We start from the raw sequence: 20,835 nt of genomic DNA on the forward strand, positions 1-20,835 counted from the left end.
CACAGTGATGTCCCTGTGATTCTCGATAGCATGACTGTTATTGAGGGGGCTTGCATGGGCCAAGTTCTCGTTCTCAACGCCTCCTACGAGCCACTGAACATCACGACTTGGCGGAGAGCCATGGTGATGTTGATGAAAGGTAAAGCGGAAGGACTGGAGCATGACCAAAACAAGTTGATCCGACAAGGCACGCATCTTCCGACCGTGATCCGTCTTGTTCAGTTCGTCAGGGTGCCTTTTCGCCAGCTCCCCCTAACGCGTCGCAACGTATTTCAGCGGGATAATCATTGCTGTCAGTACTGTGGCTCGCGCACTGAACAGCTCTCCATCGATCACGTCATGCCCCGCAGTCGGGGTGGCGGCGACAGTTGGGACAACATCACGACTGCTTGCTTGAGCTGCAATGTACGGAAGGGAAGCCGTACGCCTGAGGAGGCTGGGATGCCCTTAAATCGTGTGCCACGGCGTCCGCACAGCAGTCTCAGTTTTGAGGCTGTACGCCAGATCGATTCTGGTCGCTATTTGGAATGGGCCAAGTATGTGATCGGCGCTTAGTCGACCTCTGTCAATCAGCCTGCTCGCTGAGATCGGCCAGTTTGCCTCGTTGTTCTTCAGCGATACAGGCATCGATGACATCATCCATTTGCCCCTCCAGAACGGGATCAAGGCTGAAGTTGCGGCCGAGGCGGTGATCTGTCATCCGGTTGTCTTTGGCGTTGTAGGTGCGGATTTTTTCGCTGCGATCCCCCGTGCCTACTTGGGCTCGTCGAGCTGATCGTTCGCTTGCATTCGCCTCAGCGAGTTGGCGCTCATAGAGCTTGGCGCGGAGAATTTCAAGGGCGCGTTCGCGGTTTTGCATTTGCGAGCGCTCTTGGGTGCAAAACACCCTGATCCCGGTTGGTTTGTGCATGAGGTCAACCGCCGTCTCGACTTTGTTGACGTTCTGGCCACCGGCACCGCCCGACCTGGCGGTGCTGATGTCCAGGTCGCGGGGGTCGATCTGCACTTCAACCGGATCAGCCTCTGGCATCACGGCCACCGTGGCCGTTGAAGTGTGAACGCGCCCTTGGGATTCTGTAGAGGGCACCCGTTGCACCCGATGGACTCCAGCTTCAAATTTCAGCTCGCTGAAGACGGCATCCCCTTTGACCGAAAGAATCAATTCTTTGTAGCCACCTAAATCAGCTTCGCTAGCACTGACCGGTTTCACATCCCATCCCCGTCGGCTGCTGAAGCGTTCATACATTCGCGCTAAGTCTCCAGCCCAAAGACAGGCTTCATCCCCCCCGGCACCAGCTCTGATTTCCAGCATCACGCTGCGTTCGTCTCTGGGGTCTTTTGGCAACAAAGCCAAGGTGATCCTTTGAATCAGATCGGCATGGTGGCGATCGAGTTCTTCAAGTTCCTGTTGGGCTAACTCCTCCATGGCGGCATCGCCACGGCTTTCTTTGAGCAGATTTTTGGCTTGCACCTGCTCTGCTTCTACTTTTTGAAGGCTGGCGTAATCGAGGACCAGAGGTTCAAGGCGTGATCGCTCTCGGGCAATTTTTTCCAGGCGCTGTGGATCAGCTGCCACATCTGGATCTGCTAACTGTTGCTCCAAATTGTGGAAGCTGCTGCTGGCCGCTTCCAGGCGACTGATCAGAGTAGTTGTGTCCATCCCCTCAGGGAGCAGTAATTAAAAAACCTCCAAGCGCAGACAAAATCCGCGAGAGGAGGTTTGGGCTCCCGGATTCCGGGAGCTTATGGGCGCTTCAATCAATCAGGACTCTTTGGAGGTCTCGTCTTTCGCTGCCTTCGTGTCAGACGAGGCAGTGTCAACACTTCCCATGCCGTACTTACGCATGAAACGATCTACGCGACCTTCGGTGTCGAGGATCTTCTGCGTGCCAGTGAAGAAGGGATGGTTCCCACTCCAGACATCGACATTGATTTCAGGCTGAGTGGAGCCAGTGGTCATCACAACTTCGCCGTTGCAAATGACCTTCGCGTCCGGATACCAGGTTGGGTGAATGTCAGGTTTAGGCATGGCTCACAGAAAAGTGGGTGATGAGGTGAAAATCAGCGCTTGGAGAACTGAGGCGCTTTACGTGCCTTCTTGAGTCCGTATTTGCGACGTTCCTTTGCACGGGGATCTCTGCTGAGATGACCTTCGGTTTTGAGTGGCTTGCGGTTATCAACAGAAAGTTCGCAGAGCGCGCGAGCAGCACCTTGCTTGATCGCATCAGCTTGACCGGTGAGGCCACCACCACGCACGTTGACGAGGACGTCATATTCGGTGCTGAGCCCCAGAGTCTGTAGAGGCGCTTTTACCGCAGCTAAGTAGGCAGGGTTGTAATTCAGATAGTTATCGCCAGGACGTCCATTAATGGTGATCGTGCCATTGCCGGGAACTAAGCGAACACGAGCAACCGAGGTCTTACGGCGACCTGTGCCCCAATAAACGACAGTGTTGTTTGAGCTACTCATTGTGCGGAAGCGGCAGGGTCAAGCTGGAGGGTCGTGGGTTGCTGTGCGGCATGGGGATGCTCGGTGCCCTTATAAACCTTAAGTTTGCGGAACAACTGCCGGCCCAAGGCATTGTGAGGAAGCATCCCTTTGATGGCTTTCTCAACGATGCGTTCTGGGAGACGTTCCTGGAGATGCTCGAAGGTTTCAACCTTCATGCCACCTGGACGCCCTGAGTGACGGCGATACAGCTTCTGCTGAGGCTTCTTGCCTGAAACTCGGATCTTGTCGGCGTTCACCACAATCACAAAATCGCCAGTGTCGAGATGTGGAGTGAAGCTGGCTTTGTTTTTTCCACGAAGCACGGAAGCCACTTCGGTCGCTAAGCGACCGAGGGTTTGATTCTCTGCGTCTACCAGGTACCACTGGCGGTCGATCGAATCAATGGAGGGAACGGAGGTCTTGTTCATCGCGCCGGCATGCCGGTTCTCGTATACCCCGTCGCAAGCGGCGGAGCTGGTCAGGGAGCATCAGACCACCTTGGTGATCTGATCAAAAGCTCAAAGATCGAGTTTACCTTGTCACTGGTCTTGGCTTTTGATTCCTAAACCAGGGAGCGGGCTCACTCAGACAATGGGCTTATTGGTGTTGCGGCCAAGGCGGTGGATCCGGAGGGGGATCACACGTCGCCAAAGCAAACCGCGGTTGGCAATCGTACCAGCCACCTTTGCTGAATAGATCCTCCGGGTATCCTGCTCTGAGAAGGCAAAGCCCATGGGGTGGGGCGGCCTCTCTCACCTCATCTCGACGACGTTCTTGCCAGCGTTGTTCAAATCTTTGCGGGGTGAGGCGATGTTCTCCGACAGCAATGAGCTGCCCTATCAAGAGCCGAACCATTCCATACAAAAAGCCACTGGCTTGAATCTCTACGCTTAAGAGATCTCCATCACGTTCGATATTGACATCTTGGATCGTTGTTCTGGAGTGGGAGCGGCGACTGCCTGCGCGTTGAAAGGCCGCGAAATCATGTTCTCCCATTAATGCTGAGAGGGCTTGCGCCATCGCTTGTTCATCGAGTCGCTTGTGGTACCGATGCCAACTCCAGGGAGCCAGAAATAAATTGGGACGGCGGCCGTTGTAAATCGTGTATCGGTATCGCCGATAGCTTGCTGAATAGCAGGCATGCCAGCTCAGGGGACGTTCGATCGCTTCTCTTACGCGAATGCTTGCAGGAAGGCGCCCGTTGAGCGCTGGTGCCCATCGACTTGCCGGTATCGGCCCGCTGCAGTCAAAGTGCACGACTTGTCCTGACGCATGCACTCCAGAATCTGTTCTCCCAGCGGCGATTGCCTTGATGGGTCGGTGTGGATCGAGGGCCGCAATGGCCTTTTCCAGCACTGCTTGCACGCTCTGACCACGCCCCTGAGTCTGGCGCTGCCAACCACAAAAAAAAGATCCCTCGTACTGCAAGCTGATCGCAATTCTCTGAAGAATTGGGCGTTCAGCCTCAGACGAGGGATTTTGAACCACAGGCAACAAGGATGAATCTGTGCCGATTGGATGAATCAGACCAGTTCGATGATGGCCATCTCAGCATTGTCACCACGACGGGGAACCGTACGGGTAATGCGGGTGTATCCGCCGTTGCGATCTCCGTAGCGCGTTGGGGCCTTGTCAAAGAGGGCGTGGACCAGCTGCTTGTCGTAGACGTAGCCCAACACTCGGCGTCTAGAGGCGAGACTGCCGTTCTTGGCCAACGTGATCATCCGTTCGGCTTCATCACGCAGAGCTTTGGCTCGCGCTTTTGTTGTTGTCACCCTGCCTTCGCGGATGAGCTGTGTTGTGAGTCCGCGAAGCAACGCCTTGCGTTGGTCAGCCGGGCGGCCCAGCAATGGAACACGACATTGGTGGCGCATGGTTCTAAGAGAAGACTGAAGGACGTAAGGATCAGACGCTGGTGCGACTTTGGGGGATCGAAATGCCGATGCGCTCGAGAGCTTCGATCACTTCATCAGCTGACTTCGAGCCAAAGTTCTTGATCTCGAGAAGATCTTCGTAACTGAAACCCATCAGGTCAGAGACTGAATTCACCTGTGCGCGCTTAAGACAGTTGTAAGCCCGAACAGAAAGATTAAGCTCTTCGAGTGGAATTTGAGCTTCAGCAGAAGGCTCAGGTTCGATGCCTGGCTCTTCCACCATGGTCACGGTGGCTAAGGGCTGGAATAGCTCAATGAGCTGATTGGCAGCCTGTGCAATCGCGTCATCCGGGGTCATAGACCCATCGGTCACAACCTCCATGCGGAGTCGTTCGCGAGCTGATCCACCCTCCGCAACTGCTGTTTCATCCGTCGTGAAATTCACGCGGTGAACAGGCATAAACACTGCATCGATCTGCAGCAGATCAATGGCACTCGTGTCTTCGTTGTGGCGATCAACGGGGCGATAACCAACGCCGCGTTCAACATGGACTTCAAGCTCGAGGCTGTGACCCTCGCTAACAGTGGCAATCGGACGCTCACCATCCACCACTTGGACCTGTGATGAGAACTGGAGATCCTTGGCTTTGACCGTTGCAGGCCCAGAGACGATCAGACGACCGATTTCCAGCTCGTCTGTACGGCTGGTAACAGTGAGCTGCTTGCAGTTGAGAAGAATGTCAAGCACGTCTTCGCGCACACCTGGAATGGTGGCGTACTCGTGATTAACTCCAGCAATGCGGACAGCAGTGACGGCTGTTCCCTCGAGGTTGCCCATGAGCATCCTTCGGAGGGAATTCCCGAGAGTGGTTGCTTGACCACGCTCCAAGGGACCGATGAGAAAGACACCGGTCTGGGAGCGATCATCTGTGATCTGATGCTCGATACGATCGATCTGGTATTGCAACACGGGCTGAAGCGGAGAGAGTGAGGTGGGCCTGGACTAATTCGCTGAGATCTTCAGACACGACGCCGCTTAGAGCGGCGGCAACCGTTGTGGGGTAAGGGAGTGACGTCGCGGATCAAAGTGATCTCTAGGCCAGCAACTTGAAGAGCGCGAATGGCTGTTTCCCGTCCTGAGCCTGGACCACGAACAAGAACTTCAATTTGGCGCATGCCTTGCTCGAGAGCGCGGCGAGCGGCAGCTTCTGCAGCGGTTTGAGCAGCAAAAGGTGTGCCCTTACGAGCCCCTTTAAACCCACTGGCTCCAGCTGATGACCAGGAGATGACTTCTCCGGTGGTGTCGGTAATGGACACGATCGTGTTGTTGAACGTGCTTTGGATGTGGGCAACTCCGTTGGGGACGTTGCGTTTGGCCTTCTTGGGGCCTGATTTCTTTGCTGGCTTGGCCATGGGCTAGAGCCTGAGGGGGGTAGGGCTGTAATGAATGAAGAGTGAGACCGATGGAATCGGGCAGGCTTATTTCTTCTTGCCGGCCACGGTCTTCCTGGCGCCACGGCGGGTGCGGGCGTTGGTGCGGGTGCGTTGACCGCGCACAGGAAGGCTCATCCGATGACGACGCCCACGCAGGCAACCAATGTCTTGCAGACGCTTAAGGGCCATGCCCTCTTGCCGCCGCAGATCTCCCTCGATCGTGAAGGACTCAGTGGCGTTGCGCAATTTCTGGACATCGTTGTCCTCGAGATCCTTCACACGGATATCAGGGTTGACTCCGGCTTTGGTGAGGATGGTCTTGGCCCGAGTTGAGCCGATTCCGTAGATGTAAGTAAGTGCGACTTCGATCCGCTTGTCGCGGGGAATGTCAACACCAGCAATCCTTGCCACTGAGCAAATAATCGAGGGGGGACAGTTGCCGCCAATAGGGCGGCGAATGATGCGGTCAGAGTGTGGAGCCGGGGATCATCCCTGGCGCTGCTTGTGCTTAGGGTTTGGGCAGATCACCATGACCCGGCCGTGGCGACGAATCACCCGGCACTTTTCACACATTTTCTTGACCGAGGCGCGCACCTTCATGGGGTGTGGCTCTCCAAAATTCCAAACAGCGAATTTACCACAGCGAGCTAAGCCAGAACAGCTTCAATGCGCTCGGTAATGGCTTCGATGCTGCCATGGGCTTCCACCGATTGCAGCAGACCGCGCTGCCGGTAATGCTCAATCAAGGGCTCTGTTTTGTCTGCATAGACCACCAGCCGATTTCGGATCACGGCTTCGTTATCGTCTTCACGCCCTCTGGATAGCAAGCGTTCGATGAGGACGGCGTCATCCAGCTCAAGAAGCACCACGGCTTCGATGGGTTGGTTGAGCTCCTGCAGCAGTGGATCGAGAGCCTCAGCCTGGGCAACATTCCGGGGGAATCCATCCAATAGCCACCCTTGGCCATTCAGGGCTCCGAGCTGCGCTTTTACGATGGCCAGCACGAGTGAATCACTGACCAGCTCTCCACGATTCATCACGCTTTCGGCTTCTTTGCCAAGGTCGCTTCCAGCAGAGACTTCAGCGCGTAAGAGGTCCCCTGTGGAGAGGTGACGTAAGCCATGACGATCACATAACAGTGCCGCTTGGGTCCCCTTACCAGCACCGGGTGGGCCTAAAAAAAGCAGTCGTTGTTTCATGGAAATTGGGTTGACTGGTTGTCGTGCCTTATTGGCGAACAAGTCCTTCGTAGCGCTGGGAAATCACGTAGGTCTGAACTTGTTTGGCGGTGTCGATCGCGACACCCACCAGGATCAGGAGTGAGGTGGCTCCTAGCCCTTGGAAGGTTGTCACTCCTGTGGCTCTCTCAACGGCTGAGGGGATAATGGCCACAGCTCCAAGGAACAGTCCGCCAAGAAGAGTCAATCTATTTTTGACTCCCTCCAGATAGGCGGCTGTTGCACTACCGGGTCGGACTCCTGGTATGGCCACTCCGCCTCGTTTCAGGTTGGTGGCCATGTCACTCGGGTTGAGGGAAAGCGATGAATAGAAATAGGCGAACCCCAAAATGAGGGAGAAAAATAAAATTGCGTAAGGCCATGGATTGGCTGCACTCGGATTCAAGGCACTCGCCGCTCGAATCAGGATTGGGTTATTCGTGACGTTCGCGATTGTGATCGGCAAAAAGATCAGGGCTGACGCGAAAATGATCGGCATCACTCCACCAGCATTGAGCTTTAGGGGGAGATAGCTCTGACGACTTGGTAGGAGCGCTGTCCCTCCGACCTGGCGCTTGGCGCTGACAATTGGTAGGCGTCTCGCACCCTCCTGAACAAAGATGATTCCAACAATGGTGATCAGGAAAACCAAGACCAGGACAATGATGCCAACGACATCTCCACGGTCTCCTGTCTGAGCCTTCTCAATCGTTGAACCCAGAGCCTTTGGAAGTGTGGCCACGATATTCAAAAAGATCACAAGGGATGCCCCCTGTCCGATGCCTCGCTCTGTGATGACTTCGCTGAGCCACATCACAATCATCGATCCAGTCACCAAGGCCAGCGCCGTTTGGACGACAAAGACGACGTCGCTCAATCCATCAACGGCATATTGGCGGAGAATCATCGCAAAAATGACGCTTTGCACCGTTCCCCATCCGAGCGCCACATAGCGGGTGATTTGGGCGAGTTTTCGACGACCTGCTTCCCCTTCGTTTTTCTGTAAGTCCTCGAGCTGGGGGAGCGACGCTGTGAGCAATTGAATGATGATTGAGGCGTTAATGAAAGGCAGGATGCCCAGTGCAAAAACGCCCAGAGTGGAGATTCCGCCCCCGGTAAAAATGTCAAGGAACCCAATCAGTGTTCCGCCCTGCTCAATAAATTGCTCAAAAGCGACGCGATCGATCCCAGGCATGGGGATATAGATCCCCAGCCGGACCAACATGAGCAGCCCCAACGTTGTGAGAACCCGGCCGCGCAGCTCAGGGTTCTGCACCAACTGGGTAATCACTTCAGTGGCACTGGGGTTACGTCCCCGACTGACAAGCATGGAGAAGGAAGAAAAGAATGGGGCTGATGCAGCAAAGCCGTCCCCGGACCGGAATCCAGTGGGACGGCTCAGACCTTAGATCTGCACGGAACAGATCGTATTGGTGAGATCAGTCGAGAACCTCACAGGTCCCACCGGCGGCTTCGATTTTGGCGCGAGCAGAGGCAGTAAAGGCAGCAGCCTGAACGGTGAGCTTTGCTTTCAGTTCACCGTTGCCAAGAATCTTGAGGGGACTCTTAGGGCTGGTGATAATGCCATCTTTGACAAGAGAGTCGAGATTGACGGTACTACCGGCCTTGATCTCGTTCAGTGCACTCACGTTGAGAACGGTGAATGACTTCGGATTGACCAGGGTGAAGTGCTTGAGCTTTGGCACCCGGCGATACAGGGGCATCTGACCGCCCTCAAATCCAGGACGGGTGGGACGGCCTGAGCGAGACTTTTGCCCGCGCATGCCGAAACCGCAGCTAGCACCTTGACCTGCTGCAATGCCACGCCCCTTACGCAATTTGCGCCGACGAGCACCTTTGTTGGGTTTAAGAGAGTCGAGTCTGAGAGTCATGGGGGAAATCAGGAGTAGATCTGCTCGAGGGAGATCCCCCGTTCCTTGGCTGTCTCCTTGTGAGTGCGGAGCAGTTGTAGGGCCACCATGGCAGCCCGAGCGTTATTAAGAGGAGTTTTGCTTCCCAGGCGTTTCGCCAAGACATTTTTAATGCCTGCGAGCTCGAGCACCGTACGAATGGATCCACCGGCAATTACACCGGTACCAGGAGCGGCTGGACGGATGAGAACACTCGCTGCGCCGTCACGACCATTCGACAGAGTCGGGATCGAGTTGTGGCGGGTTAGAGGGACTTTTACCAGGTGCTTTTTGCCATCAGCGACGCCCTTGCGTACGGCACCGATGACATCGCCGGCCTTGCCGACACCAACGCCGACCTGACCGCGCTCATTGCCGACAACAACGATGGCGCGAAAGCTCATCTTTTTGCCGCCTTTGACGGTTTTGGAGACCCTACGGATCTGTACAACGCGCTCCTGCCATTCGGAATCACGTTCTTGGCCGCGGCGACGGTCGCCACGACCTCCGCGACGGTCACCGCGGCCGCCACCGCGGCGTTGCTCCTGTTGTTGGCCTTGACCTTCAGCTGCTGCCGGAACGTCAGAAGCCGATGGCACGTCGTTGGAGGTGGTCTGGTTGTTGGGTTCGGTCGTCATAGTGAGAGCAGGATCAGAACTGAAGGCCCGCTTCCCGGGCGGCATCGGCAAGAGCTTTCACTCGGCCGTGGTACAGGTTGCCGCCTCGATCGAAGACAACTTGTTGAATGCCTTTGGCAATGGCACGTTTGGCCACTAAGTCGCCAACGGCAACGGACGCATCACAGCTGCAGCCATTCGCTTTGAGGCTGGATCGCAGGTCTTTGTCGAGGGTGGAAGCAGAACACAGAGTGTTCTGAGCTTCGTCGTCGATCAACTGAGCGTAGATGTGACTGTTGGAGCGAAACACGGCCAGTCTGGGACGATCGGCAGTGCCACTGAGATGGCGACGCAGACGCCTGTGGCGTTTCTGGGTCTGCTGTTTGCGGGAGAGGGTCGACATGGTTGGTAAAGCTGAAGGGTGTCTGGCAGGGAATTACTTCTTGCCCGACTTGCCTGCCTTACGCAGGATGCGCTCGCCCGCATACTTAATTCCTTTGCCTTTGTAGGGCTCGGGAGGACGGATGGCGCGGATCTTGGCGGCTTCATTGCCAACCAATTCCTTGTCGGTGCCTGAGACGGTGACGTTGGTGTTGTTCTCGACCGTGAAAGTGATGCCTTCAGGGGGCACCACCTCCACTGGATGGCTGTAGCCAGCACTTACGACGAGGGTTTTGCCTTTGACCTGGGCTCGAGAGCCCACGCCAACGATCTCCAGCTTTTTGGAGTAGCCCTGACTCACTCCAATCACCATATTGGCGACGAGAGTTCTGCATAGGCCGTGACGTTCACGGGAACTGCGTTTTGTACTGGTGGGTTCGACCACGATGGAGTTATCCACCTGGTTGACACTCACACCAATAGGAAGGGTGCGTTTGAGCTCACCCTTGGGTCCCTTCACAGTGACGGCAAGACCGTTGAGTGTGACATTCACCTTGTCGGGAATGGGGACTGGGTTTTTACCAATACGTGACATGGTTCAGGTTCCGGGTCAATAGACGTAGCAGAGCACTTCGCCGCCCACGCCTTGCTTGCGGGCGTCGCGGTCGCTCATCACACCCTTAGAAGTGGAGATGATGGCTACCCCTAGTCCTCCGAGGACCTTGGGCAGGCCGCGCGTGTTTTTGTAAATGCGCAGGCCAGGCTTGCTGACCCGTTGCATGGAGCGAATGGTGGGTTGGCGGTGTTTGCCGCTGTACTTGAGTCCCAGCACTAATTCGGTGCTGACACCCTCGCCTTGCTCGCTGATTTCAGCGATAAAGCCCTCTTGTTGCAGCACTTTGGCAATGCTGCGGGACATGCGAGAGGCTGGAACTTTTGTGGACTCGTGACGTTTTTCACTCGCATTGCGGATGCGAGTGAGCATGTCGGAAATTGGGTCGTGATTAGCCATAGTGGTTTCCGAGGGGGGCTCAGTTGCTGCGGAATGGCATTCCCATCTCGCGGAGGAGGGCCCGGCCCTCTTCATCCGTGCGGGCTGACGTCACAATTGTGATGTCCATGCCTCTGATGGCGTCGATCTTGTCGAAAGAGATCTCTGGGAAGATGATTTGCTCCCTAACTCCCACTGTGTAATTCCCACGGCCATCGAAACTTTTCGGGCTGACGCCTCGAAAATCGCGAATGCGGGGCAGCGCCAAGTTGATGAAGCGTTCTAAAAACGCATACATGCGATCACCCCGGAGGGTGACGGCACATCCAATCGGCATTCCCTGGCGGATTTTGAAAGCTGCAATCGCTTTCTTGGCTCTGGTGATAACAACTTTTTGGCCAGTGATTTGGGCCAATTCGTTCACCGAAGCCTCGAGGGACTTTGCATTGGTGGCTGCTTCGCCGAGTCCGCGATTAACGGTGACTTTCAGCACCTTGGGAACTTCATGAATGTTGGAGAGACTCAAATCTTTCAGCAATTTTGGCTGAATGGTCTCCCGATAGCGCTGTTTTAGTGACATGGCTGGGGGAAAGGACTTCTGGGCTTGGTCAGAAGAGCAATTGAGGTGATCAGTCGATCACTTCGCCTGTTTTCTTAAGGCGGCGCTTTTTGCTGCCGTCTTTTTCGGTAATCAGTTCAATACGACTGGCAACCTTTTTGGCGGTGGAATAGAACATCACGTTGGAAGCATGCAGTGATGCTTCTTCAGTGACAATTCGTCCAGTTTCACCTTCCTGTGTGGGCTTGACGTGACGAGTTCTCATATTGAGTCCCTCCACGATCACTCGGTTTTCGTTAGGCAAGGTGCGCAGGACTTCTCCTGTTTTGCCTTTGTCTTTACCTGCAATCACCTGAACGGTGTCACCTTTACGAAGACGCATCTTGATGCGCTCAGCTGGGGCAGATTTGGATGTTGCGGTAGCCATTTCAGATCACCTCCGGAGCGAGGGACACGATTTTGGTGAAACTGCGTTCACGCAATTCACGGGCAACAGGTCCAAAGACCCGAGTGCCTTTGGGATTTTTGTCGTCGTTGATGATCACGGCTGCGTTGTCATCAAAACGAATGGAGTTCCCAGTATCTCGACGCATGGTGGCTTTGGTTCGAACCACAACGGCCTTGACGATGTCCGACTTTTTGACCCCCATGTTTGGCATCGCATCTTTGACGGTGGCAACGATCACGTCACCAACGTGTGCATAGCGGCGATTGGTGCCGAGAACACGAATGCATTGGATGCGTTTGGCGCCACTGTTGTCAGCAACAGTGAGGAATGTTTCCTGCTGAATCATTTAGACACCTCCTCAGCTTTGGGGCTTTGACTGAGGACTTCAGCAATCGCCCAGCGCTTGTGGCGGCTGAGTGGACGCGTTTCGGTAATCCGGACACGGTCACCAACACAGCAAGCGTTGTCTTCGTCGTGGGCTTTGTAGCGGGTGGTGCGGCTGACCGTCTTTTGATAGATGGGGTGGGGGAAGCGGTTCTCCACCGCCACAACCACCGTTTTGTCCATCTTGTCGCTGACGACGGTGCCGACCCTTTCTTTGAGTGCCATGGAAGGTTCTCCTTAAGGATCAGGAAGCAGCGGAGCGCTTGCGCTCCGATTGCACCGTCAGCAACTGAGCCAGTTTGAGACGGCTCTCCTTGAAGCGGTGCGTGTTGCCCAGCTGGCGGGTGGCCTGCTGGAATCTGAGTTCGAACAATTCGCGGCGGAGGCCGTCGATTTGATCAGTGATATCTGCGTCAGACAATTGGCGCAGATCTGTAGCAGTAGGACGTGCCATGGTCAGGACTCCACGGTTGAAGAGGCAGCAGCATTAGTGCCGGCTGGCTGTTCCTGTTCATCGAGAGTGATGAACTTGGTTTTTAGCGGGAGCTTGTATTGCGCAAGGCGCATTGCTTCCTTCGCAATCGCAGGGGTGATTTCATCACCGCCCATTTCGAACAGAATCCTGCCGGGCTTGATCACAGCAACCCAGAATTCTGGGTTGCCCTTACCTGAACCCATTCGGGTTTCGGCGGGGCGCATGGTGACGGGCTTGTCAGGAAAAATTCGAATCCAGATTTTTCCGCCACGTTTGACGTAGCGGGTCATGGCACGGCGGCTGGCTTCGATTTGACGCGAAGTGATCCAGCCGCATTCTTGGGCTTGCAACGCAAACTGACCAAAGGCAATGGTGTTGCCTCTAGTGGCGACGCCGCGCATGCGACCTCGCTGTTGTTTGCGGAATTTGACTCTTTTGGGACTCAGCATGATTTAGGCCTCCGGTTCAACCCTCGTTTGAGCGGTCTTCGAACTGTTGGGGCCTCCGACCGGCCCGACGGCGGGGATTCGCTCCCACCGGGATCTGCTGCTGGGAGTCGTCGCTCAAAACCTCTCCCTTGAAGACCCAAACCTTGATGCCCAGAACGCCATAGGTCGTGCTGGCCACTTTGGTGGCGTAATCAATTTCGGCGCGAAGGGTGTGCAAGGGCACACGTCCTTCACGAGTCCATTCAGTACGTGCGATTTCAGCACCATTCAGGCGTCCGCTGACTTGGATTTTCAGGCCAAGGACGCCGGCGCGTTGAGCGCGCTGTACGGCCATGCGGATGGTGCGGCGGAATGCCACGCGTTTCTCGAGTTGCTGAGCGATGTACTCAGCCAGAAGGAATGCGTCAGCATCCACACGCTCCACTTCAACCACGTTGATCCGGACCTGACGGCTCGAATCACCAACGGTTTTTTGGATGCCGCTGCGAAGATCTTCAATTCCGCTGCCTTGACGACCAACCAGCACACCGGGGCGCGCTGTTTTGAGCTCAACCTCAAGTTGATCAGCTTTGCGGGCGATCAGCACATCGCTGATGCCGGCTGAGCCGTACTTCTTGTGGATGAACTTGCGAATTCGATCGTCCTCTTGCAGGAGGGCGGGATAACTTTTGCTGGATGCGTACCAGCGTGACCGGTGCTCCTGGGTGATCCCCAGGCGTAAGCCGGTTGGATGGATTTTGTGTCCCATTCAGACGGTGTGCTCGGGGGGTCAGGAGTCGGTCTGAGCTGCCACAGCAATGCTGATGTGGCAGGTCTGTTTTTTGATCGCGAAGGCGCGACCTTGAGCGCGGGGCCGGTACCGCTTCATGGATGGACCCATGTCAGCGCTGGCCTGGGAAATGACCAAGGTTGCTGGGTCAAGTCCAAGGTTGTGCTCGGCATTGGCTACGGCGGAGCGAAGCACTTTCGTGATCGGACCGGTTGAGCGGTAGGGCATGAACTCGAGCATGATCAGCGCGTCGCGGTAGGTGCGGCCACGGATTTGATCGAGTACACGACGCACCTTGGAAACGGAGCCGCGAATGAAGCGGCCGTGCGCTTGGGCAGTGGTTGCCGTTGGGGATGACGTTGTCATGGTCTCAGCGGCCTCCTTTCTTGTCTTTGATGTGGCCCTTAAAGGTGCGTGTGGGTGCGAATTCACCCAATTTGTGCCCCACCATTTGCTCAGTCACGAAGACTGGTACGTGGGTTCTGCCGTTGTGAACGGCAATGGTATGGCCGATCATCATCGGCAAAATTGTGGAGGCCCTGGACCACGTCTTGATGACTGACTTGTCGTCAGCCGCGTTTTGCTTTTCAACCTTGCGAAGAAGGCTGTCAGCAATAAATGGGCCTTTTTTGAGAGAACGTCCCATGGCGGATTAAGCGAACTGCAAAGCGGTGAGTGACATCAGGAATCGCGTCCGCCACGGCTCCGCTTGGACGTCTTGCGACGTTTCCGGAGGACGAACTTGTTGCTGGGCTTGTTCCGCTTGCGGGTTTTGAGGCCCAAAGCGGGTTTGCCCCAAGGGGTGACAGGTCCCGAGCGCCCAATGGGTGCACGGCCTTCACCACCACCATGAGGGTGATCGCAAGGGTTCATCACGCTGCCTCGGACCTGAGGACGACGCCCCAGCCAACGGCGGCGACCAGCTTTGCCCAAGCTGGTGTTGCGAATTTCAGCGTTGCCCACTTCGCCAAGAGTGGCGAAGCACTCACGCCTCACGAGGCGCACCTCAGTGGAGGGGAGTTTGAGGGCGACGTAATCGCCCTCTTTGGCCATGACCTGAGCACTTGCTCCTGCGGTTCGAACCATCTGACCACCGCGTCCGGCATAAAGCTCAACGCAATGAACGCTTGAACCGAGTGGGATGGCTGAGAGCGGCATGGCATTGCCGATCTCGATCGGCACCTCAGTGCCTGACACCACTGTTTGGCCGATGCTGATCCCAGCCGGAGCAAGGATGTAACGCTTTTCGCCATCAGCGTAAAAAAGCAGGGCCAACCGCGCATTGCGGTGTGGGTCGTAGTGGATCGCAGCCACCTTGGCGGTGACGCCATGCTTGTTGCGACGGAAGTCGACCAAGCGGTATTGGCGCTTATGACCACCTCCGCGATGACGGCAGGTGATCACACCACGATTGTTGCGTCCTTTGCGGCGGTGTTTCGACACCACCAAGGAGCGTTCCGGCTTGCGGCCGGTGACTTCACTGAAGTCTGTGACTACCCGGGTTCTGGTACCGGGGGTGTAGGGGCGGAAAGTACGAATTGCCATGACGATTCAGCCCCCTCAGGACTCAGGGAAGAGTTGGATGGAGTTGCCCTCGGCCAGGCGCACCACTGCTTTCTTCACTTGAGCGCGCTTACCGGCAAAACGGCCGATGCGACGACTCCTGCGTGGAGGATTCATGGTGCTAATGCCCGTGACCTTGACATCGAAGAGCTGTTCGACTGCAGCCTTGATGTCGGGCTTGGCGGCTCGATGGTCCACCTCAAACGTGTACTGGTTTTGTTCCAGAGCACGGGTGGCCTTTTCAGTGATCAGCGGGCGGCGGATCACATCGGCCAGACGTCCGGTGAAGCGCTCAGTCATCGCCGTAGACCTCCTGAATCTTTGCGAGTGCGTCCTCGCCCACAACCAGCTTGTTGGCGTGGAGCAGATCGAAGACGTTGAGTTGGTCGGCTGCGATCAACTTCACGGTTTCCAAGTTCCGAATAGAGCGGCGCACCGCTTCGGAGGGATTGGTGAGGATGATCAAAACCTTGCTCGTGGCGGAAACGTCAAGTCTCCCCAGAGCATCGATGATCTCTTTGGTCTTCGGAGTCGTCAGAGTGGTTGCGAAATCCTTCACCACCACTAAATCCTCAATACGCGCCATCAGCGCAGTACGAAGGGCTGAACGACGTTCCTTGCGGTTCATCGCAAGGTTGTAGGACCTGGGCTTGGGTCCAAAAATGATGCCGCCACCTGGACGCAGTGGAGTGCGGACGGAACCCTGACGCGCGCGGCCCGTACCTTTTTGCTTATAAGGCTTGCGTCCACCACCTCTCACCTCTGATCGAGTGAGGGTGCTTGCGGTGCCTTGACGGCTGTGGGCCTGCTGACGCAGCACTGCGCGATGCATCAGATCAAGGGCACTGGTTTCTTTCGCAACCTTTAAGTCAAGGCTTGCGTTGCCAGCTTCTTTCCCTTGCCAATCGCGAACGATGCAATTAGCCATCACTTACCTCCTTTAGCGGGCTTGGCGCCCACCCGGTTTGCGGGACGGATGTTCAGCAGTGAACCAGGTTTGCCCGGAACAGAACCTTTCACCACGAGAAGGTTGCGATCGCTGTCAATTTTCAGGATCGTCAAACCACGGGTTGTGATTTTTTTGCCGCCGTAGCGACCGGACATCCGTTTGCCTGGATAAATCCTGCCTGGCGTAGTGCCGGCACCGATTGAACCGGGTTGGCGATGATTTTTGGAGCCGTGCGTCATTGGCCCACGACTGAAACCATGGCGCTTTTGCAGACCAGCAAAGCCACGACCCATGGTGTCGCCACTGACGTCTACTTTCTGACCAGCCGCGAAGTCACCGACGGTGACGGCGCCACCTAACTGAATCCCATCGAGGTCGTCGACGCGATATTCACAGAGGTGACGAACGAGGTCCTCGCCAGATTTGGCGAGATGACCTTTCGCTGGTTTGTTGATCAGCTTTTCGCGAATCTCGCCAAAACCGATCTGTACGGCTTGGTAGCCGTCAGTTTCTGAACTTTTGAGCTGGGTGATGCGGCAAGGACCCGCTTCGATCAATGTGACCGGAACGGCTTTGCCTTGCTCGTCGAAGAATTGGGACATGCCCAACTTCTTCCCAAGAATGCCGATAGACATGGAGGTAAGAACGCCAGCGTGAACAACCGCTTATTCACTAAAGGAATGAAGAGGCCTGAGAGGGCGCTGATCGTATTAACGCAGTCATGACCGTCATCGTCTCGCTCGTGGCGAAGAAGAAGGCGGGTTGGAGCTAGCGAGCGAATCAGCTGGCTGAGACTTTCCGTGCAAAGGATTGCTCGGTGAGTTTCTCGGCAGTCACACCAACGAATTGATGAGACGGCGCTGGCCTGGGGATTCGGCGCATACGCCGAACCTGCTCTGCGATCTGGAGGCCCGGCTAGCGGACGGGCACAGTTCAACAGTGCAAACAAAGACACTACAGCATTGCGATCAAGTCCCTAACTGACGACGTTTAACTGCCAGAATCTCGTTATTCGATCCAATTTCATGCCGCTGCTGCTGTCTGGTCGTGGTTTCCGCCGTGAGCTGGAGTCGGCAGGTTGTATGGCAGTTTTTGCGCCCCTCGAGGGTGGTGCTGAAACGCGTTTGTTACGCCGATTGCGTGGTGCTGGCTACCGCACACAGCTTTCGTCTGCGCGCGGTTTGGGCGATCCAGAGGTGTTTTTGTTTCAAAAACATGGGATCCGCCCCCCCCATCTTGGACATCAAAGTGTTGGCCGTGGTGCCGCTGTGGGCGAGGTCCAGGAGGTGATGCCACTGCTCGGTGAGTTGATGTTGGGGGCTAAGCCTGTTGTCCTATGGCTTCTTGAAGGTCAGGTGTTATCCCGCTCCGAGTTGTCGGCACTGTGTGATCTTTGTCGCCGAGAGCCCCGTTTAAAAGTGGTTGTGGAAATGGGTGGCGCTCGAAGCCTTCGCTGGCAACCCATGAAGAAGCTTTTGAGCAACTGAATCTCACTGTGAAGGCTGCTCCTCAGAGAGCGGATGCCGGAGAGCAGGCTCTGGCGAACGGATCCTGGGTCAAGTTGATTTGTGGCGCCAGTAATCAAGACTTGGCGACCATCGGCGATCTTTGTGCGCTCTTTGCGGTTGCAGGAGTTCATTGCGTGGATGTGGCAGCTGATCTTGCTGTTGTGCGTGCTGCCCGCGAAGGACTCGATTGGGCCTGGGAGCGCATAGGGCGCCGCCCTTGGTTGATGGTGAGTGTGAGTGATGGACATGATGCCCATTTCCGTAAGGCAGTTTTCGATCCAGGCCTTTGCCCTCCCGATTGTTCGCGGCCTTGTGAGCGGGTCTGTCCAGCCGATGCCATCCGTGCCTCTGTGGGCGTTGATGAACAGCTTTGCTACGGGTGCGGTCGCTGTTGGCCTGCCTGCCCGCCCCAACTGATCCAATCCTTGGATCGTCGGGTGGGCCTGAATGATTTGGCTTCCCTGCTTCACGACTTACGTCCCGATGCTTTGGAAATACACACGGCCCCCGGTCGCCTGAATGCTTTTCAGGCCACTCTTGAACAGGTTCGTCTTGCCGATGTTCCCCTTCGGCGGCTGTCCGTGAGTTGTGGCCTTGAAGGCCATCAGGTCACGGTGGAGTCGCTTTCCAAGGAACTGTGGCAGCGCCATCAGGCCTTGCGTGCGTTTCAACAACGCCCGCTTTGGCAGCTTGATGGTCGGCCCATGAGTGGAGATCTTGGCGTTGGAACTGCCCGGGCAGCAGTTGGTCTGTGGGAGCGGCTCCATCGCTTGGCACCGCCCGGTCCATTGCAGTTGGCCGGTGGAACCAACACAGCAACACTTGGTTTGCTCTTCCAAGACGGCAGGGCGATGGGACCTGCTGGTGTTGCTTTTGGTGGGGTGGCCAGGACGCTCGTTCAACCCTTTTTTCAAGCGGCGCAAGACCGGGGATGTCGTTTGCGCGACTGGCCGGATGGCTGGGCTCAGTCACTTCGAGCTGCTCGCACGTTGATTGCGCCTTGGTTGCGTCGTAGCTGATCGGACACCGACCCAGTGTTCCTCTTGCTATGAATGTTTGCGGTCCGACTGCTGGCCGAGTGAGCCATGACGACCGAGCGCATTACCGACGACTTAAACCGACTCGTCTCTTTGCTTCCTGCAGAGCTCCAAGCCTCGTTGGCCTCAACGAAGTCAAGAGATCAACTTCTCGAGGTTGTGCTCGACCTTGGACGTGTCCCTGAAGCTCGTTATTCCGGTTGGTCCACCGCTCTCGGAAGCACCAGCGTGACCCATGCTGATCTGCAGGCCATGGTGGAACGTCTGGGCCAGTTTGGTTCCGACAACAGGGCGGGCATTGAGCGAACCTTGCATCGCATCAGTGCCATTCGTAATCGTCGAGGTGAGGTCGTGGGTCTGACCTGCCGAGTAGGGCGTGCTGTTTTTGGGACGGTGGCGATGGTGCGCGATCTTCTCGATAGTGGCGAATCGTTGCTGCTGATGGGCCGGCCCGGTGTCGGTAAAACCACGGCGTTACGCGAGATCGCTCGCGTTCTTGCTGATGACCTGGGAAAGCGGGTCGTTGTGATTGATACCAGCAATGAAATTGCGGGGGATGGTGATATTCCCCATCCCGCCATTGGTCGAGCGCGGCGCATGCAGGTGGCTCGGCCAGAGCTTCAGCATCAAGTGATGATTGAGGCAGTGGAAAACCATATGCCCGAGGTGATCGTTATTGACGAAATCGGCACCGAATTAGAAGCGCGTGCAGCCCGCACGATTGCTGAACGGGGGGTGACCTTGGTGGCGACAGCGCACGGAAATGCCCTGTCCAACCTCATTAAAAATCCAACCTTGTGCGACCTCATTGGTGGCATTGAATCCGTCACCCTTGGCGACGATGAGGCTCGCCGTCGACGCAGCCAGAAAACGGTGCTCGAACGGGCGGCTGAACCCACTTTTTCAATGGCCGTGGAGATGCACAGCCGCAGTCGCTGGGCTGTGTATCGAGAGGTGGGACGGGCGGTTGATGCATTGCTACGCGGCCAAGTGCCCAGTCCTGAAGAGCGGAAGATGGCTGCAGATGGACGCGTTCTTCGGGTTGAACCCCAGTTGTCTCCCTCGCTCCTAAGGCGCCCATCCGTGGCGCCGGTTCCGTTACCAAACCCCCTTGAGCCCACTTCATTGCAACCCGCAGCAATGGGTTCTGCGCAGTTAGAGCTGAAGCCGTCTCAGGCGCCTTCCAAGATGTTTCAGGTTCTTTGTTGTGGTCTGAGCGAGCAACGTCTTGATGAAGCGGTTCGACGTCATGACTGGTCTGTTCAGGCGGTGGATGATCTCGTGCAGGCCGATGTGGTGTTGAGCGTTCGCCAAGGACTCGGTCGTCAACCTGAACTCCGTCGTCAAGCGAGAGAAGCTGGCGTGCCGATTTTGGTGATTAAATCCGACACTCTTCCGCAAGTGGAGAGGGCATTGGAGCGTTTGTTGATGCGCCGAGATAGTGATTTGCCCCATCGAGACTCAGCGGACTCTGGTGATGGTGATCAGTCCGACGCCTCTGCCGCTCTGGAGGAATGCCGTCTGGCCATCGAGCAGGTGGTGGTTCCGCAAGGCCGTCCCGTGGAGCTTCTTCCTCGCACCGAAGACGTGCGCCAAATGCAAGCAGACCTTGTGACTCGCTACCGCCTTCGCAGCGATGTGTATGGCACGAGTGGCCAGCGGCGATTGAGAGTGTTTCCACCCTGAATCAGGGATTCGTTGTGAGAGGTGGATTGACGAAGGTCACTATGTTGTGGGTAACTATGTATGCGCTAGCAGGGATCACCAGTTTGGTGGTGCT

At 56.2% G+C, this 20,835-nt stretch carries 34 protein-coding genes; 4 read left to right on the top strand and 30 right to left on the bottom strand.

Annotated features, from left to right (window positions below; all coding sequences use genetic code 11):
* The first annotated feature begins 54 nt into the window (after nucleotides 1-54).
* Nucleotides 55-555: an HNH endonuclease gene (locus SIC18_RS04840; RefSeq protein WP_048347891.1), complete on the top strand. Its 501-nt coding sequence runs from the start codon at nucleotides 55-57 to the stop codon at nucleotides 553-555.
* A 10-nt stretch (nucleotides 556-565) separates the two neighbouring features.
* On the opposite strand, the gene prfA is transcribed toward SIC18_RS04840, so the two are convergent.
* The 30 genes from prfA to rplC form a co-directional block, all read right to left on the bottom strand.
* Nucleotides 566-1,660: a peptide chain release factor 1 gene (gene prfA, locus SIC18_RS04845; RefSeq protein ID WP_048347892.1), complete on the bottom strand. Its 1,095-nt coding sequence runs from the start codon at nucleotides 1,658-1,660 to the stop codon at nucleotides 566-568.
* A 102-nt stretch (nucleotides 1,661-1,762) separates the two neighbouring features.
* Complete coding sequence (gene rpmE / locus SIC18_RS04850; protein WP_048347893.1) at nucleotides 1,763-2,029, bottom strand: 50S ribosomal protein L31; 267 nt, start codon at nucleotides 2,027-2,029, stop codon at nucleotides 1,763-1,765.
* A 32-nt stretch (nucleotides 2,030-2,061) separates the two neighbouring features.
* Complete coding sequence (rpsI, locus tag SIC18_RS04855) at nucleotides 2,062-2,469, bottom strand: 30S ribosomal protein S9 (protein ID WP_011618378.1); 408 nt, start codon at nucleotides 2,467-2,469, stop codon at nucleotides 2,062-2,064.
* Nucleotides 2,466-2,918, bottom strand: a complete 453-nt coding sequence (rplM, locus tag SIC18_RS04860; RefSeq protein WP_048347894.1) for a 50S ribosomal protein L13 — start codon at nucleotides 2,916-2,918, stop codon at nucleotides 2,466-2,468. The genes rpsI and rplM overlap by 4 nt, the downstream gene beginning before the upstream one ends.
* A 169-nt stretch (nucleotides 2,919-3,087) precedes the next feature.
* Entirely contained in the window at nucleotides 3,088-3,978 is an 891-nt protein-coding gene (gene truA / locus SIC18_RS04865) for a tRNA pseudouridine(38-40) synthase TruA (protein WP_245407203.1), read from the bottom strand.
* 35 nt (nucleotides 3,979-4,013) lie between these two features.
* Entirely contained in the window at nucleotides 4,014-4,364 is a 351-nt protein-coding gene (rplQ, locus tag SIC18_RS04870) for a 50S ribosomal protein L17 (protein WP_006854805.1), read from the bottom strand.
* 31 nt (nucleotides 4,365-4,395) lie between these two features.
* The gene (locus SIC18_RS04875) at nucleotides 4,396-5,334 is read right to left on the bottom strand and encodes a DNA-directed RNA polymerase subunit alpha (protein ID WP_048347896.1); all 939 of its coding nucleotides are present in this window, start codon (nucleotides 5,332-5,334) and stop codon (nucleotides 4,396-4,398) included.
* Between the two features lie 50 nt (nucleotides 5,335-5,384).
* Nucleotides 5,385-5,777, bottom strand: coding sequence for a 30S ribosomal protein S11 (gene rpsK, locus SIC18_RS04880; protein ID WP_006854807.1), 393 nt, complete (start codon nucleotides 5,775-5,777; stop codon nucleotides 5,385-5,387).
* A 66-nt stretch (nucleotides 5,778-5,843) separates the two neighbouring features.
* The gene (rpsM, locus tag SIC18_RS04885; RefSeq protein ID WP_006854808.1) at nucleotides 5,844-6,209 is read right to left on the bottom strand and encodes a 30S ribosomal protein S13; all 366 of its coding nucleotides are present in this window, start codon (nucleotides 6,207-6,209) and stop codon (nucleotides 5,844-5,846) included.
* Nucleotides 6,210-6,284: 75 nt separating this feature from the next.
* Nucleotides 6,285-6,398 (bottom strand): 50S ribosomal protein L36, encoded by a 114-nt coding sequence (gene rpmJ / locus SIC18_RS04890; RefSeq protein ID WP_011618382.1) that lies wholly within the window; start codon nucleotides 6,396-6,398, stop codon nucleotides 6,285-6,287.
* Nucleotides 6,399-6,445: 47 nt separating this feature from the next.
* Nucleotides 6,446-6,997 carry an adenylate kinase gene (locus tag SIC18_RS04895; RefSeq protein WP_048347897.1) on the bottom strand — a complete coding sequence of 184 codons (552 nt, stop codon included), beginning with the start codon at nucleotides 6,995-6,997 and terminating at the stop codon, nucleotides 6,446-6,448.
* Between the two features lie 28 nt (nucleotides 6,998-7,025).
* Nucleotides 7,026-8,345 carry a preprotein translocase subunit SecY gene (secY, locus tag SIC18_RS04900; protein ID WP_048347898.1) on the bottom strand — a complete coding sequence of 440 codons (1,320 nt, stop codon included), beginning with the start codon at nucleotides 8,343-8,345 and terminating at the stop codon, nucleotides 7,026-7,028.
* Between the two features lie 109 nt (nucleotides 8,346-8,454).
* On the bottom strand, nucleotides 8,455-8,907 hold the full coding sequence (gene rplO / locus SIC18_RS04905) for a 50S ribosomal protein L15 (RefSeq protein ID WP_048347899.1): 453 nt from the start codon (nucleotides 8,905-8,907) through the stop codon (nucleotides 8,455-8,457).
* 8 nt (nucleotides 8,908-8,915) lie between these two features.
* Complete coding sequence (gene rpsE / locus SIC18_RS04910; RefSeq protein ID WP_041426318.1) at nucleotides 8,916-9,563, bottom strand: 30S ribosomal protein S5; 648 nt, start codon at nucleotides 9,561-9,563, stop codon at nucleotides 8,916-8,918.
* Between the two features lie 13 nt (nucleotides 9,564-9,576).
* Nucleotides 9,577-9,945 carry a 50S ribosomal protein L18 gene (gene rplR, locus SIC18_RS04915; protein ID WP_413430312.1) on the bottom strand — a complete coding sequence of 123 codons (369 nt, stop codon included), beginning with the start codon at nucleotides 9,943-9,945 and terminating at the stop codon, nucleotides 9,577-9,579.
* A 33-nt stretch (nucleotides 9,946-9,978) separates the two neighbouring features.
* Nucleotides 9,979-10,518 (bottom strand): 50S ribosomal protein L6, encoded by a 540-nt coding sequence (gene rplF / locus SIC18_RS04920; protein WP_048347901.1) that lies wholly within the window; start codon nucleotides 10,516-10,518, stop codon nucleotides 9,979-9,981.
* 15 nt (nucleotides 10,519-10,533) lie between these two features.
* Complete coding sequence (gene rpsH, locus SIC18_RS04925; protein ID WP_048347902.1) at nucleotides 10,534-10,935, bottom strand: 30S ribosomal protein S8; 402 nt, start codon at nucleotides 10,933-10,935, stop codon at nucleotides 10,534-10,536.
* 19 nt (nucleotides 10,936-10,954) lie between these two features.
* Nucleotides 10,955-11,494, bottom strand: coding sequence for a 50S ribosomal protein L5 (rplE, locus tag SIC18_RS04930; protein WP_006854816.1), 540 nt, complete (start codon nucleotides 11,492-11,494; stop codon nucleotides 10,955-10,957).
* 49 nt (nucleotides 11,495-11,543) lie between these two features.
* Entirely contained in the window at nucleotides 11,544-11,900 is a 357-nt protein-coding gene (gene rplX / locus SIC18_RS04935; RefSeq protein WP_048347903.1) for a 50S ribosomal protein L24, read from the bottom strand.
* A 1-nt stretch (nucleotide 11,901) separates the two neighbouring features.
* Nucleotides 11,902-12,267 carry a 50S ribosomal protein L14 gene (gene rplN / locus SIC18_RS04940; protein WP_006854818.1) on the bottom strand — a complete coding sequence of 122 codons (366 nt, stop codon included), beginning with the start codon at nucleotides 12,265-12,267 and terminating at the stop codon, nucleotides 11,902-11,904.
* Nucleotides 12,264-12,530 carry a 30S ribosomal protein S17 gene (gene rpsQ / locus SIC18_RS04945; protein WP_048347904.1) on the bottom strand — a complete coding sequence of 89 codons (267 nt, stop codon included), beginning with the start codon at nucleotides 12,528-12,530 and terminating at the stop codon, nucleotides 12,264-12,266. Before rpsQ ends, rplN begins: the two co-directional genes overlap by 4 nt.
* A gap of 19 nt (nucleotides 12,531-12,549) precedes the next feature.
* Nucleotides 12,550-12,759: a 50S ribosomal protein L29 gene (gene rpmC / locus SIC18_RS04950; protein ID WP_048347905.1), complete on the bottom strand. Its 210-nt coding sequence runs from the start codon at nucleotides 12,757-12,759 to the stop codon at nucleotides 12,550-12,552.
* Nucleotides 12,760-12,761: 2 nt separating this feature from the next.
* On the bottom strand, nucleotides 12,762-13,229 hold the full coding sequence (gene rplP, locus SIC18_RS04955) for a 50S ribosomal protein L16 (RefSeq protein ID WP_048347906.1): 468 nt from the start codon (nucleotides 13,227-13,229) through the stop codon (nucleotides 12,762-12,764).
* A 16-nt stretch (nucleotides 13,230-13,245) separates the two neighbouring features.
* The gene (gene rpsC / locus SIC18_RS04960) at nucleotides 13,246-13,977 is read right to left on the bottom strand and encodes a 30S ribosomal protein S3 (protein WP_011618394.1); all 732 of its coding nucleotides are present in this window, start codon (nucleotides 13,975-13,977) and stop codon (nucleotides 13,246-13,248) included.
* Between the two features lie 21 nt (nucleotides 13,978-13,998).
* A complete protein-coding gene (gene rplV, locus SIC18_RS04965; protein ID WP_048347907.1) occupies nucleotides 13,999-14,364 on the bottom strand; it encodes a 50S ribosomal protein L22 in 366 nt (121 codons plus the stop codon).
* A gap of 4 nt (nucleotides 14,365-14,368) precedes the next feature.
* Nucleotides 14,369-14,644, bottom strand: a complete 276-nt coding sequence (gene rpsS / locus SIC18_RS04970) for a 30S ribosomal protein S19 (RefSeq protein WP_006854824.1) — start codon at nucleotides 14,642-14,644, stop codon at nucleotides 14,369-14,371.
* A 35-nt stretch (nucleotides 14,645-14,679) separates the two neighbouring features.
* On the bottom strand, nucleotides 14,680-15,543 hold the full coding sequence (gene rplB / locus SIC18_RS04975; protein ID WP_011618396.1) for a 50S ribosomal protein L2: 864 nt from the start codon (nucleotides 15,541-15,543) through the stop codon (nucleotides 14,680-14,682).
* Between the two features lie 15 nt (nucleotides 15,544-15,558).
* Nucleotides 15,559-15,861, bottom strand: a complete 303-nt coding sequence (locus SIC18_RS04980) for a 50S ribosomal protein L23 (protein WP_011618397.1) — start codon at nucleotides 15,859-15,861, stop codon at nucleotides 15,559-15,561.
* On the bottom strand, nucleotides 15,854-16,489 hold the full coding sequence (rplD, locus tag SIC18_RS04985; RefSeq protein ID WP_413430313.1) for a 50S ribosomal protein L4: 636 nt from the start codon (nucleotides 16,487-16,489) through the stop codon (nucleotides 15,854-15,856). The genes SIC18_RS04980 and rplD overlap by 8 nt, the downstream gene beginning before the upstream one ends.
* Nucleotides 16,489-17,145: a 50S ribosomal protein L3 gene (rplC, locus tag SIC18_RS04990; protein ID WP_048347909.1), complete on the bottom strand. Its 657-nt coding sequence runs from the start codon at nucleotides 17,143-17,145 to the stop codon at nucleotides 16,489-16,491. The genes rplD and rplC overlap by 1 nt, the downstream gene beginning before the upstream one ends.
* 390 nt (nucleotides 17,146-17,535) lie before the next feature.
* On the opposite strand from rplC, the gene SIC18_RS04995 reads away from it, so the two are divergent.
* The 3 genes from SIC18_RS04995 to SIC18_RS05005 all read left to right on the top strand — a co-directional run bounded on the left by SIC18_RS04995 (nucleotide 17,536) and on the right by SIC18_RS05005 (nucleotide 20,741).
* A complete protein-coding gene (locus SIC18_RS04995) occupies nucleotides 17,536-17,997 on the top strand; it encodes an NAD(P)H-quinone oxidoreductase subunit N (protein ID WP_048347910.1) in 462 nt (153 codons plus the stop codon).
* Nucleotides 17,998-18,005: 8 nt separating this feature from the next.
* Nucleotides 18,006-19,037: an LdpA C-terminal domain-containing domain gene (locus tag SIC18_RS05000; protein WP_413430314.1), complete on the top strand. Its 1,032-nt coding sequence runs from the start codon at nucleotides 18,006-18,008 to the stop codon at nucleotides 19,035-19,037.
* A gap of 66 nt (nucleotides 19,038-19,103) precedes the next feature.
* Entirely contained in the window at nucleotides 19,104-20,741 is a 1,638-nt protein-coding gene (locus tag SIC18_RS05005; protein WP_413430315.1) for an AAA family ATPase, read from the top strand.
* Nucleotides 20,742-20,835: the final 94 nt, after the last annotated feature.

It is taken from the genome of Synechococcus sp. Cu2B8-bc1011 (assembly GCF_047302735.1).
Classification (GTDB): Bacteria; Cyanobacteriota; Cyanobacteriia; order PCC-6307; family Cyanobiaceae; genus Synechococcus_C.